The 13,182-nt window shown below is 44.9% G+C and carries 14 protein-coding genes; 3 read left to right on the top strand and 11 right to left on the bottom strand.

Going from position 1 to position 13,182, the window contains the following annotated elements; genetic code table 11:
• Window positions 1–18 precede the first annotated feature (18 nt).
• Window positions 19–651 carry a YczE/YyaS/YitT family protein gene (locus tag A4U59_RS06930; protein ID WP_070120444.1) on the bottom strand — a complete coding sequence of 211 codons (633 nt, stop codon included), beginning with the start codon at window positions 649–651 and terminating at the stop codon, window positions 19–21.
• Between the two features lie 312 nt (window positions 652–963).
• On the opposite strand from A4U59_RS06930, the gene A4U59_RS06935 reads away from it, so the two are divergent.
• On the top strand, window positions 964–2,421 hold the full coding sequence (locus A4U59_RS06935) for an ATP-binding protein (protein WP_070120445.1): 1,458 nt from the start codon (window positions 964–966) through the stop codon (window positions 2,419–2,421).
• 447 nt (window positions 2,422–2,868) lie between these two features.
• On the opposite strand, the gene A4U59_RS06940 is transcribed toward A4U59_RS06935, so the two are convergent.
• The 4 genes from A4U59_RS06940 to A4U59_RS06955 all read right to left on the bottom strand — a co-directional run bounded on the left by A4U59_RS06940 (window position 2,869) and on the right by A4U59_RS06955 (window position 6,709).
• Window positions 2,869–3,585 carry a LutC/YkgG family protein gene (locus A4U59_RS06940; protein ID WP_070120446.1) on the bottom strand — a complete coding sequence of 239 codons (717 nt, stop codon included), beginning with the start codon at window positions 3,583–3,585 and terminating at the stop codon, window positions 2,869–2,871.
• Window positions 3,582–5,012 carry a LutB/LldF family L-lactate oxidation iron-sulfur protein gene (locus A4U59_RS06945; protein WP_070120447.1) on the bottom strand — a complete coding sequence of 477 codons (1,431 nt, stop codon included), beginning with the start codon at window positions 5,010–5,012 and terminating at the stop codon, window positions 3,582–3,584. The genes A4U59_RS06940 and A4U59_RS06945 overlap by 4 nt, the downstream gene beginning before the upstream one ends.
• A 6-nt stretch (window positions 5,013–5,018) precedes the next feature.
• Complete coding sequence (locus A4U59_RS06950) at window positions 5,019–5,750, bottom strand: (Fe-S)-binding protein (RefSeq protein WP_070120448.1); 732 nt, start codon at window positions 5,748–5,750, stop codon at window positions 5,019–5,021.
• 233 nt (window positions 5,751–5,983) lie between these two features.
• Complete coding sequence (locus tag A4U59_RS06955; RefSeq protein WP_070120463.1) at window positions 5,984–6,709, bottom strand: FadR/GntR family transcriptional regulator; 726 nt, start codon at window positions 6,707–6,709, stop codon at window positions 5,984–5,986.
• A 148-nt stretch (window positions 6,710–6,857) separates the two neighbouring features.
• On the opposite strand from A4U59_RS06955, the gene A4U59_RS06960 reads away from it, so the two are divergent.
• A complete protein-coding gene (locus A4U59_RS06960) occupies window positions 6,858–7,106 on the top strand; it encodes a DUF2164 domain-containing protein (RefSeq protein ID WP_070120449.1) in 249 nt (82 codons plus the stop codon).
• Between the two features lie 150 nt (window positions 7,107–7,256).
• Window positions 7,257–7,889 (top strand): hypothetical protein, encoded by a 633-nt coding sequence (locus A4U59_RS06965; protein ID WP_070120450.1) that lies wholly within the window; start codon window positions 7,257–7,259, stop codon window positions 7,887–7,889.
• A 29-nt stretch (window positions 7,890–7,918) separates the two neighbouring features.
• On the opposite strand, the gene A4U59_RS06970 is transcribed toward A4U59_RS06965, so the two are convergent.
• The 6 genes from A4U59_RS06970 to A4U59_RS22365 form a co-directional block, all read right to left on the bottom strand.
• Window positions 7,919–8,434 (bottom strand): hypothetical protein, encoded by a 516-nt coding sequence (locus A4U59_RS06970; RefSeq protein WP_070120451.1) that lies wholly within the window; start codon window positions 8,432–8,434, stop codon window positions 7,919–7,921.
• Window positions 8,435–8,573: 139 nt separating this feature from the next.
• A complete protein-coding gene (locus tag A4U59_RS06975) occupies window positions 8,574–9,047 on the bottom strand; it encodes a hypothetical protein (protein ID WP_169823923.1) in 474 nt (157 codons plus the stop codon).
• 104 nt (window positions 9,048–9,151) lie between these two features.
• Window positions 9,152–9,577 (bottom strand): GNAT family N-acetyltransferase, encoded by a 426-nt coding sequence (locus A4U59_RS06980; protein WP_157888144.1) that lies wholly within the window; start codon window positions 9,575–9,577, stop codon window positions 9,152–9,154.
• A gap of 269 nt (window positions 9,578–9,846) precedes the next feature.
• The gene (locus tag A4U59_RS06985; protein WP_070120454.1) at window positions 9,847–11,520 is read right to left on the bottom strand and encodes a glycerol-3-phosphate dehydrogenase/oxidase; all 1,674 of its coding nucleotides are present in this window, start codon (window positions 11,518–11,520) and stop codon (window positions 9,847–9,849) included.
• A 273-nt stretch (window positions 11,521–11,793) separates the two neighbouring features.
• Window positions 11,794–12,021: a helix-turn-helix domain-containing protein gene (locus tag A4U59_RS06990; RefSeq protein ID WP_083270708.1), complete on the bottom strand. Its 228-nt coding sequence runs from the start codon at window positions 12,019–12,021 to the stop codon at window positions 11,794–11,796.
• Between the two features lie 11 nt (window positions 12,022–12,032).
• Window positions 12,033–12,164 (bottom strand): anti-repressor SinI family protein, encoded by a 132-nt coding sequence (locus A4U59_RS22365; RefSeq protein WP_083270709.1) that lies wholly within the window; start codon window positions 12,162–12,164, stop codon window positions 12,033–12,035.
• Between the last annotated feature and the right edge of the window lie 1,018 nt (window positions 12,165–13,182).

Consider the following 13,182-nt stretch of genomic DNA (forward strand, 5'->3'; position numbering starts at 1 on the left):
AAAAAGCGCTGCATTCCTTTACAGGGAATGCGGCGCTTCTTTATTTTTCATATAATCCAAAACGCTTACCACATATGGAGTAAAGAATTGGATGAACGTCCCAATGAAAAATGTGACAATGATTGTACCAAGCCCAATCGGCCCGCCTGCCAGAAACGCCGCAATCAATGCGGCCGTCTCCCCTGCTGTCTTTGAAACGCGCAAGCTCAACCCGGTTCTTTCCTGAATCGCCATCATCAATCCATCAAACGGAACGGGCGCAAAACCCGCCTGCAAATAAACAGCTATTCCAAAAGCGAGCAGCAACACAGCAGTTATAAGGACAACCAGCCGCAAAATGACTCCTTCCGGTTCCCATGTGCCAAGAAGCTGAAGCATGAAGAAATCGACAAAAGGACCTATGAGAAAAACAGGAATAAGCGCAAATAAGTCAGGCCTCCGCGTAAGCAGTGCTGCATTCACCATTATGACAATAACGCCTACGACAATCACCCAGGTTCCGACCGTAAAACCAAACTGTTTTACAAGCCCGGCGTTAAGAGCATCCCATGCCCCTGCCCCAAGATCGGCTTTCAGTGTCAGGGCGATTCCGAATGCGAGAATCACCAAACCGGTGACATACGTCGTTACACGCAATAAAACATGATTCATATAGCAATCTCCTCTTTTAAATGAAATGAAAGAGTTATCCGTTTAATAGGCCAGGCCATCATAAGAAGTCTGACGTCTGTCTAATATAATCGACTACTTAAGTATACAGCTCTGACCGTCATAGTCAAGAACGTATTCATGAACATTCTGCAACGCTAAACATTATTGAAATAAAATTTTTATCCACCCAATTCGGCAATTTTTTGTTTAATTTCGACAAAAAAGAGGATTTATGGCTTTTATGAAGTAGTTTTTAAATAAAAGATTTATTTTATATATATCAAAGTGGTTTTATGTAAAGGGGGAAGGGTTTTGGATATTCCAGGGGAGCATACCGCAGATTCCTCAAATATAGAAAAGGTTTTATATAAAAAGGCATTTCAATTCGCAAAACTAGCAAGCTGGGTCTGGGATATCAACACTGATATCATTCATCATACCGAAGACCTTACAAACATTCTCGGCTTGCAGCACAACCGCATGTGGAGCACCGTCAATGAAATCTTTGATCTGCTCCCGGAAGAGGACTTATCATATTATAAAGAATCAATGAACAGTATTATTGAAACACAAGAGCCAAGGGAAATGAACTTTCGTCTGCTGCGCCCCGATGATATAGAAATAACCGTAACGATCGCAATCGATGTGCTGAAAAACAAAGAAGGCCGGACAGAAAAGCTATACGGCATCACCAAGGATATTACCAGTATCACCAATACGGAATTGGCACTGTCCCACACTAAACTGAATTTAAAACAGGCATTTGAAGTTGCCGGCCTTGTTTCATGGCAGTTTGATATTAAATCAGGTGAATTGGCATGGTCGGAGAATGCACATGAAATTATAGGGGATTCTCCAGGCCATATAGATCAATTCGCCGAAATGGTCCATCCTGCCGACCTGCGCTTTTTAATAGCAGCCGGGGCTAAGGCCTACAAGGGAAAACCGTATAACATCGAATACAGGGTCATCCGCAAAGACGGCGCTGTCCGGACCGTGTATGAAAGGGGCGAAGTCACCTTCGACAGGGCGGGTCAGCCCGAATGGATGTGCGGAACCATGCAGGATATTACAGACAGGAAAAACACCGAAGTCCACCTTGCAAATTCTGAAAAACTGTCGCTGCTCGGCCAGCTTGCAGCAGGAGTGGCACATGAAATCCGCAATCCCCTTACGTCCCTGCGCGGTTTTATCCAGCTGATGCAGAGCGGAATTGATGAAAAAGAGATTTACTATGACATTATGCTGGCAGAACTCGACCGCATCGAATTTATCGTGAAGGAGTTTCTTTCACTTGCGAAACCGCAGCATTCCCCGTACACAAAGCTCGATGTCACAGTGCTGCTGGATGAAACCGTAAAACTCCTGGAGTCACAGGCAAACTTGAAGAATATTAGAATTTCCGTTTCTTCGGATTCAAGCATTCCACTTATTTACGGTTCCGATAATCAGCTGAAACAAGTGTTTATAAATATCATCAAAAACGCGATGGACGCCACGAATCACGGCGGCTCGATTTCCATCAGAGTCACCGTTCCAGAACCCTACAACGTTTCAATCGAAATCGAAGATGAGGGGGAGGGAATACCTGAAAGCCAATTGAAGCGAATTGGTGAACCTTTTTATACTACAAAGGAAAAAGGCACAGGGCTCGGCATTATGGTTTGCAGGCGGATTATCGAGGCCCATTCAGGTTCTATAGATTTCAAGAGTGAAGCTGGAAGGGGAACAACCGTTTCCATTATCCTCCAATCTGACTTGACAAGGTGATTGTCCACTGGCGCAGTATTTAGCCTTTATCAAATCCGATGGAATTGCGGATGTTTAACAAGATTACTGCTATTATTATTTAATTCAGTTTGGCCTTTCTTATGGAAAGGTCTTTTTTCATTGCAGCAGTTCCTTACTGTATGAAATAGGCTTTTAAATCAGGAGATTACTTCTTTCCAATGCTTAACAATACAATGCCGATTTGCCTCCACTTCATTCGATTTTCTTTTTGAATTTCAGACAATCAAGTTGTTTGATTTACGCTTTTCTTTTAGCTGCTGATGAAAATTCGCATTTAGGAGAAGACAGATGCACAGTGCCTTATCTTAAACTTGACCGCTGCCCGAAACACTTCCTTGGACAATTTATGCTTTCCCATACGGCAAAAAACCCTGCCTGCCGGCAGGGTCTAACAAAGGGGGAGTGGATGCAGCGGACCGAAGTCCCCTACATATCATCCACCACAATATATGCTGTATGGATCGGTCCGTGCACGCCGACAATCAAATTCATTTCAATATCGGCACTATTGCTCGGACCGGTAATGAAGTTTACGCAGCTCGGTACGCGTTCACCAGCGTCAATCCGTTTTTCCACTTCACGTGCAGCCTGTGTCATCCTCGGCACAATTGTGCTTTTCGGCACGATGGCGATATACGCAGCGGGCAGGAGGCTGACAGACCTGCCTTTTTCGGAACTGCTGAAAAGGACGACTGTCCCGGATTCGGCCAATGTCATATCACTGAATGTTACACCAATGTTCGCACTGGTCGCAAATTCCCTGTTCTTTTCACCAAGGTCCGGGTTCCAGACATGGACTTCTGTCCGCTTCTCGGGAAGTGTTTTATTGAAAAGCTCGTTCAGTCCATACTCATCAAAACGCGGGTCTTCCCAGCGGACCACAGAAGCGAGCCCGTATTCTTCCATTACCTTCAGCAATGCTTCCGGAAGCTCCTTTATTGTCGTCTCGCGGAAATCCGTATGAATGCGTGTGCACTGATCCCTCAAGACTTCCTTTAATTCATCTTTTGAATGTCCTGCCAGCACTTTATCCTGCGGGCGGTAGCTCCAAGCCGGCTTTTCAACAGCTGCACCGGGCGTTCTGCCCAATTTTTCAGCGATATTGCTTAAAAAGGAGTCTTTATTCTGAATGTTACCCTTCATTTGTCTCTGCCTCCTTTTTCGCGTTTCTCAAACCAATCACGGAACCGCTCTTTAGATGGTGCTGGGAAGTTTCTGCTGTCGGTCCAGCCTTTCATCGGTCCAGGGCCGTTTGTGATTGTTCCATCCTTTGACCAGGGTGACAGCCCAAGTGGGGCCAGTTTGCTTCCCATTTTATAAAGTGCAGGGTTCCCTGTTCCCATCGCAAATCCTTTCATGATGATCCGTTCAGCTGCTGGGGTATTCTTTTCCTCGTAGACAATCTTCTGCCGGTGCTTGATCAAAAGTTCATGGAGCGGAATTTTCACCGGGCATGCTTCGGTGCAAGCTCCGCAAAGTGATGAAGCATAAGGAAGTTCTTTATAGTCTTCATAACCGCCAAGAAGCGGGGTAAGGACAGCGCCGATCGGCCCAGGATAAATGGATCCGTATGAATGTCCACCAACATGGCGGTACACCGGGCAAACATTGATGCAGGCTGCACAACGGATACAGTGGAGCGCTTCCTGAAACTCGGTGCCAAGGATGTTGGAGCGTCCATTATCAACAATGACCAGATGGAATTCCTCCGGCCCATCGATATCTCCCTCTTCCCTCGGTCCTGTCAACGTCGTGATATAACTGGTCAGCTTTTGTCCGACAGCGGAGCGTGTCAGCATACCGACCAGCACTTCCATCTCTTCCCATGATGGAACGATCCTTTCCATGCCCATTACAGTAATCTGGGTTTTCGGAAGGGTTGTCACCATCCGGGCATTCCCTTCGTTTGCCACTATTGTGACCGTTCCGGAATCAGCAATGGCAAAGTTGCAGCCTGTCACACCAAGGTCCGCTGACAGGAATTCTTCGCGCAGCTTTTGGCGTGCAAACAGTGCCAGCTCCTCAGGTTTCTCGGTATCGGTATATCCAAGTTTATCGCGGAATACATCACGGATCTGTTCTTTATTTTTATGAAGGGCAGGCGTTACGATGTGGGATGGCGGATCGTGGTCGTCCACTTGCAAGATCCATTCGCCCAAATCCGTTTCAATAACCTCGCAGCCAGCATTGGCAAGTGCATCGTTCATGCCGATTTCTTCTGTCACCATCGACTTTGACTTGGCCACTTTCTTGGCGCCTTTTTCTTTCGCTACCTTTGTAATGTATTCATTGGCTTCTTCAGCTGTTTTTGCAAAAAACACATTTCCGCCGTTTGCAGCTATATTTTCAGCCAGCTGGTTCAAATAGTAGTCAAGATTTTGGAGGGTATGAGTTCGGATTTCCTCACCAAGATTTCTCCATTGCTCCCATTCACCGAGTTCTTCGGCAGCCAGCAGCCTATTTGTCCTGAATCGGCCCTGGGCTGATGATACGGCACCTCTCGCAAACTGATCTTCAAGACCGTCCTTCACACGTTCATTGAAGTCTTTTGTTCCAATTTTCATCCCCATACTTCGTCACCCCTTTACCATGGCTTTGCTGTTCAATACAGAAGCAATATGCATGACCTTGACTGAATGGCCTTGCCTTTCAAGCCTGCCGGCAATGTTGATCAGGCATCCTGCATCAGCCCCAATTAAAATGTCAGCTCCTGTGTCAACGATATGTTTCACCTTTTCATCGACCATTTGCTCGGAAATATCAGGCATCTTAACAGAAAATGTGCCGCCGAAACCGCAGCAATCATATGCGTGAGGCAATTCCACCATTTCGAGTCCGTCAACACGGTCGAGTAGGGAGAGCGGCGCATGCTGCACACCTAACAGCCGGGTCATATGGCATGATGTGTGGTACGTCGCTTTTCCGTTAAGTGAAGCACCTACATCTGTAACACCAAGGACTTCCACGATAAACTGAGTCAATTCATATGTTTTGTCAGCCAGAGCTTCCGCTTTCTTTTCCCAGACCGGGTCGTCCTTGAAAATCCCCTTGTACTCTTTGAACATTTGAGCGCAGGAACCTGACGGTGTCACCACCTTCTCCGAATGTTCGAAGGCGCGGATCATATTTTTGGCAGATTCCTTCGCTTCGTGTAAATAGCCGCTATTATAAGCAGGCTGCCCGCAGCATGTCTGGCTCCTCGGAAAATCGATTTCACAGCCAAGACTCTCAAGCACTTCTACAGTATCCTTACCGACATCCGCTTTAAAAATGTCTCCGAGACATGTGATAAACAGGGATACTTTCATTTGCCTTTCTCCTCCCTTGCGTGACCGTGCCGATGGAAAAGGAATCAATTTGATCCCCGTTTAATCAACAGGTCATCAGATGACTAAAATGAAATAAATACTCCTGCCGAGAGGAGCATCTATAAATCTATAAGTAAGAATAACACATTTGTAAGCCTTTACACACCGTTTTTAACAAAATTGTTAAAAACCGGCACCGTGTGTCTGATGCACTTCTGTTCAAAAGCCCAACTCTAAATGCTTTTATTTTTTTCATACGCATCCATCAGAATCTTCTCAACGTGGCCAAGATGCTCAAAAATGGCTGCACGGGCCGCTTCCGGGTGTTGAGACTTGATGGCGTCATAGAGCAGACTGTGCTGATCATACAGGCGCTCCCATGTACTCTTTTCGGAATACAATGAAAGTCTGCGGGTTTCCCTCATCAGCGAAATCATCATTTCCGATACATTATTCAGCAGGCTTACAAGCAAGTTATTGCCTGATGCCCGGGCTATTGCCATATGAAAGTCAAAGTCCGCCTTTTCTCCAAGTTCCTCATTTCCAGTTGCAATCTTCATTTCTTCAAGAGCTGTCTTTATCCGAATGAGGTCATCCTCCGATCGCCGGACAGCCGCTGCTTCCACCGTTCCCGCCTCCAGAACTTTCCGGACTTCAAGAAGATTCTCGATATCTTTTTTCTTCATGAGCAATGCGGTATGGATGGGAAGTTTCAATGCCTCCGGATCAAATGCCTTCAAATAAGTGCCTTCGCCCTGCCGCATCTCTACGAGACCCATCGCACGCAATGCACTCAACGCTTCACGGACTGCCGAACGCCCCACATTGAAGTTTTCAGCCAGCTGCTGAACGGAATCAAGCCTGTCCCCCGGTTTCAGGGCCTCATTTCTGATCATTTCAATTAATGCTTCAGCTACTTGTTCATATATCTTTTTCGGACGTATTTGTTTGTATTGCAAAAGCTTCCACCCCATCTCCCATTCATAATATCATTTTATGGGAAAACGCCCCCCCTTGCAATGCTGCCGGGTAAAGAGCTTCGCAGGCTTTCTTGCTGCAGTCATATGATATGATGGTCTAAAATACAGTGAGGGAGCGAATGTTTCTATGTTTATTCAGCTAAAGAAAGAAGAAAAAGACGAAATGATTGAACATATCAAGGTTTTCTTTGAGGAAGAACGCGGTGAAGAGATCGGGTTGATTGCAGCTGAAGCCGTATATGCCTTCATTCTTGAGGCAGCGGGTCCCGCTTTGTATAACAGGGGGGTACGAGACGCGGCACGGCTCATCAATGAAAAAATGATTAATCTTGATGAAGATCTTGCTGCTCTTGAACGTCCGGTTAAGCGCGGATGAACCTAACTTTTATGGAGAGCAATGATCTTTCTCTTATTTAGCTTTGGAGGAATTTGTCCGCAGGCTGTCAAATATATATAACTGACAGGTCAATTATTGTTTTCCGGAAAAAAGGAACAAAATCGAATAAGAAAGGAGGGGGAGTATGCCATGGTTACCCAATCATACGGACGTAATGAAGAACAGCTGCTCCGGCTTTATGACAGGGTTGTTGACCGAATTTACAATGATCTGATTGAAGATGCAGGACCAAAGGAAGGAAACCGCATTATCACAGAAACCCGCTCCGAACTAAGGGCCCTGGCACCATTCTTTCCAGATCTCAGTCTGCTCCATCCCTGGCGGCTGCCATTAACAGCAGAAGCCTTTCATATCGCTCTTGCAAAATCAATGCGCAAAAGGGAATACGGAGATAGTGAATATAAAGAGCTTATATACAAAATGCATATCTGGTTCATTGAAAGTTTTTCACCCTCGATCGTCAGCATCATGCTGAAAATCTTTTCGTCCCGCCTGTTTCAATGGTACATCCGGATCAGCTTCAGGCGGTCAAAGAAAATGATCAGCGAATGGGCTGTCCCGGTTAAAAAAGAATCCGATATCCCCTTTGCCTTCTATAATCTGCTTAACTCCTGCCCTGTTCATATACCTTCCAAGAAGTCCAACACCGTGCAGATGATTCCTTATACTTGTTTCCTGAATTATTGTAACGTCTATTTTTCACAACAGATATACACACAGAATAAATCAAAAACAGCCGGCAGTGAAAAGGCAAATCCGTGACTGGTGCATAAAAAACATGTTCCGGCCTGTCAGTCCTTAAGGAAGTCACTTCCTATTCGACTGTCATTAAAGCTTACCGTATATCCCCAGTAAAGGCTGTCCCCTCCGTAACCATTCAACTCAATGTCGAGGTCATGCAATATACGATGGGCAACATAAAAGCCTTCTTTATCATTTTCAAGCTGTGCTTTTTCTATCACACTTAAAATAATGTCCAGGTCTTGTTGTATCTTGCCGGAAGTTTGTTCCGTCATTTCCGCAAGCCGAATTAGCTCTTCTGCTAGATTGGCTGTCCTCGGGACAACCCGTTTGTCCGCACCGTATCCCATCAGTTCATTGAACCGTTCATGAAGCAAATGGATGTCCCGGTATACTCCTGGATCAGAAATGGTGCTCTTGACTGCGTCCACTGTTACGCCTGAAGGCCGTGGAACCGAACCTCCGCTTCCGTCTGAAGAATAAGCAAGCAGGGCATAACCTGTAATAAGGAATGTAATGAGTAAAAAGGCAATGGCTGCCAGCCAGTTTCTTTTCAAGAAATTCACTCGCATCTCCCCTTTCCATAAGCATCGGACTACCCGGCAGTCCCTTATACTTCAGAAAGGTTCGATTTCCGTGCAAGTTATCCCTTTGCCGAAAAAGCACAAGTTTTGTGTTATTTTGGCATAATTCAGCTCTTTTTCGTTAATCGCTAATATATCCGGATAATGCCTGCCCCACATTTTCATCTTTTAAAAATGGAAAACCTGATATTTTCCATTCCCCGTCACGCTTAAGAAAAGATATTGGCGTTTGTTCAACGATTTCAGAGTCTCCCTGCCGGTAATGGAGAGTTACTCTTCCTTTCGGTTTTCCGTCTTCCATCCACACCTCCAACTTGTCATAACCGGTAATTTCAGCGTCAAGTGTTTCCATGCGGGATACCCATGCATTTCCGGCATCTATGGAAGGGCTGCTGGAACTGTCTATTTTATTATTCTCCGTATAATAAGCAATAAAACGGGACGCTTCTCTATAGTCACCGTTTTTTACATGATCGAGCATCCTGGCAGCAGTGTCCCGTATTTCAATTACAGCGTACATTTGTTTTCCGAATACAAGGCCTGACCCGGCGGCTATTGCGACTGCAATCGCAAACAGGATCCAACGGTTTGCCACTCTCGTTTCAGTACCGTCTCTCATATAACCCCTCTCTTTTAGCGGATTGAAAGAAAATTACCGAAATTTCATTCACGGAGCAATCCTTTCCTCCATATACAATGTTACATCATTTCTTTTTTAAACACATAGCTGACCCTGTTGAAGCCCGCTTTCTGATCATAAAACCGATGTGCCGCTTCACGCTTAAGTCCGCTGGATAGGGCAATTATTTCGCAGTTATTGCTAAGAGCGAATTTCTCCAGATGATCAAGCAGCTCTTCCCCATAACCGGCAGACCGATATTCCTTATCGGTAACTAGATCGTATATCCAGAGGTGTTTTCCATAATAAAAATTGGTAAGAATGATCGTGCCGGCAAGAGCGCGCAATTCATCGCTGTCATACAAGCCGAACATTCTGTATCCGTCACTGACCATTTTTTCAAGCATCCGTAAATACTCTTCCATATTAAGATGGGGCCTAAGCTGTGACATGATGTGAAAAGCCCGCCTGAACTCATCTTTAGTTGTGATTTCCCGAAACTCCAAGGTATTCTCCCCCTTCTTCCAAATCGTATATCCATTCGCTCTTAATCGCTTAAATTCCTTTCCGTAAACTCTAGAATCTTGTCCACAAAAAACAAGTTCTCCAAGAATTCCCGGTTCAGTCTGAATGAGAAAATGTTAATGCACTTTATAATTTACTTAACAATAAAAAAGAACGGAGTCATTTGCGACTCCGTCCTCGAATTAGCTTTAGGCTTTCTCTCCGATAACTGAACCCTTTACCAATGGAAACTTGTCTTTTATATAACATGTTATTTTGATTCAAGCGGTTCGACGGCATCCCGAATATGCTGGTCAAGTGTGTCAGCATGCATTCGCTTTTCATCTTCTGTCCAGCTGAACCGTTTTTGCATATAATCGATAACCGGGTCCTTCCACCGCCTTACCCATTCTATATCAAAAAACAGGGCGCCTGTACGCCTGTTAAAAAAGTCGATCGGGGCAGCAACCATCTCTTCTTCTATTCCGTATTTCAGCGATACGAATACTTCTCGGCTCAAACTGTGGGATTGCGCCTCTTCCCCCTCTGTCCTGACGATCTCGTATATTTTGGTGATATTCGAGCCATAGAGACTGACAAGCTTTTCGGCCTCCTCTTCTGTAAAACCGTGCGCCATTCCTTCACTGGCCATTTTTTTCTTATAGGATCCGTAACCGAAACTGCCTCCGACATACCCGCCAGAAAGGATGACATTTTCTGTCTCTGTTCCTGGAAAAACGCCTCCGCCTTCCGCTTTCAGCTGAGCTGCAGCTATATCAAGCACACGCTCAGCCATCTTCCTGTACCCGGTGAGTTTCCCCCCTGCTATCGTGATCAAGCCGGAATTGGAAATGAACACCTCATCTTTCCTTGAAATTTCAGAAGGGCCTTTGCCCTCTTCATGAATGAGCGGACGTACACCCGCCCAGCTTGATTCCATATCTTCCGCCGTCAAATTGACATCCGGAAACATGCCATTTACAGCTTTCAAAATGTAATCCCGATCTTCCACAGTCACAAGGGGATGAATGGGATCTTTCGTATATTTCGTGTCAGTTGTCCCGACGTATGTTTTGCCGTCACGGGGAATTGCAAACATCATTCTGCCGTCGTTGAACGGTGTATCGAAATAAACAGCCTGGCTGAGCGGGAAGCGTTTTTGGTCAAATACGAGATGGACACCTTTTGTCATGAAAAGATGCTTCCCCTGTTTTGAATGGTCCATTTCCCTTATTTCATCCACCCACGGCCCGGCGGCATTTATTATTTTTTTTGCTCTGATTTCCTTTATCTCACCACTTAACAAATCCTGGACACGCACTCCTATCACATTGCCATTCTCATATAGAAGCTCTTCGGCTTTAACATAGTTGACCGCTTTGCCGCCGCGCGCCACTCCTTCCTTCAGCACTTCAAGCGTCAGTCTGGCATCATCGGTACGGTATTCCACATAGTAACCGCCGCCTTTTAATCCTTCACGGTTTAAAAGCGGTTCTTTTGCAATGGTTTCATTTTTTGAAAGCATGGAACGCCGTTCACTCTTTTTGACACCTGCCAGACGGTCATATACGGCGAGACCCACGCTCGTTGTGAATTTACCGAATGTGCCGTCCTTCTTGATCGGCAGCAGCATCCATTCAGGATTCGTGACATGGGGGGCATTTTCATAAACAATCGCCCGTTCTTTTCCGACTTCTGCTACAAGCTTCACTTCAAACTGCTTCAAATAACGCAGTCCGCCGTGAACCAGCTTTGTGGACCTGCTCGAGGTGCCGGCCGCAAAATCCTGCATTTCCACAAGACCGGCATTCATGCCTCTTACTGCTCCATCAAGGAGGATCCCCGCACCGGTTATGCCTCCCCCGATCACTAAAACATCGAGTTCCCCGGATGCCATTTCATCTATGATATGTTTGCGCTGTAAACCTGAAAACGGCTGTGCCATATTTACCACTCCTCATCAATTAGATGCTATTTTTAATCTTCCACAACAGAAATTTTCCATAACCCCGGTCGGGCGGATGACCGCTGTTTTTACCGGTAAAGAATACAAAAAAGACCCAGCAAAAATCACCCTATGCGAAATAGGGGGTTTTTGTGGGTCTCCGATTCTCATCACAATGGATATTAACTTATACTATTATTAAATCACGTTATATGTCAGCAGTCAATGGCTCCGCTAATCACATTTTCTGACCGCCTTCTCATATGTAAGGCATTAATTGACTTTTCTTTCATTCTGTAAATGAAAATCCATCAATGTATCCACATTTACATTTAAAGCAAGCGCAAGTTTTTCAATGATATGGATGGATGGATTTGTCTGGAGGTTTCGCTCAATTGAACTTAAATAAGACTTTGAAACACCTGCTTTATGGGCCAGGCCCGATATTGACATCCCTTTTGATTGGCGATGCTTTCGTATTTGATCTCCTATCACCTTCATCACCTGCTCCTTTAAGATTTGATCTTTTGCTTTTGCGAAGTGCACTTTATATACGACCGTATTTCCTCAAGAGTAAATCCTTCCTGTCTCGCCTGCTGGATTAACTTTACCCACTCTGGATCAAGAATTTGCCCATTCGTCATCTCCGCCACCCCTTACGTAAAATAAAAGACGCTTGTTCTTTATACTGAACAAAACATTTAAAAAAATATCCGCTTTTCACCTATCTTGAAAATCGCGGAAGAAACAACTCGTCTTTATTTTTCATATAATAATGGAAAAGTCGATATTATCCGGCTGGTTGTGTCAGGCAGAAAACAAAAAGGTTCTTTATAAAGAACTTCTATTTTTATTGTAGCTTATTTTCCCCCGGCATGGAAGAGGGAAAATGAATTTTTATTTTCCTGTATAAACTGAATAATGACAACGAGGCTCACTGGAAATGAATTCACATTTTTTCACGCGGCGGATTCAGGAAGTTATTCAAAGTCCTCGAGAATAGGGATTGGACAGCACGAACAAAAGCGCAATGCGCCCGCTTAGCGGCGTACGCATAAGCGGGGATACCCGCAGGAAGGTGATCTTTCCTTCCGGAGGGGATCACCGCTTATGACGATAGCCGCTGGCGCCTGGAGCTGGATGACTCCCTCCTCGCTTTTTAATCCACAATACAAAAAATTTCTAATTTCCTTAACACCGAAAAAAAGGAGGCTTCTCAGCATGCCCGCTTAGAAGGGATGGTGTCAACAGAGGGCCGATAAAAACTGTCCGAAACATCAGCAATAGATTTCAAAACAGATCTTCACTTCAAGGAGAAACGTTACTGAACTTTGAAAGTTTAGTATCAGGAGAGTCTGAGATTAAAGATGAGCGTTTGGCCGTTATAGTCCTTTTCCAGCGTCAGGTCGGGGATAAGACACCTTTCCAGAGAAAAATCCATAAGCAAATGTTTTAAACAATTTGCACGAGGTATATATGGAGTACAAGTTGATTTCCACTACTAAATAACAAAAAAGTAAATGTTTACCAAAACATTTAACGTGGTATCAACTTTTATGTAAATAGATATAGAAAAATCATCAAAAGGAGAGGATTTCATCATGGCAAAGAAAGACAATAACCGCGACATGACACTTAAGGAAGCCGGCCGTAAAGGCGGAG

Source organism: Bacillus marinisedimentorum (assembly GCF_001644195.2).
Taxonomy (GTDB): Bacteria; Bacillota; Bacilli; order Bacillales; family Bacillaceae_O; genus Bacillus_BL; species Bacillus_BL marinisedimentorum.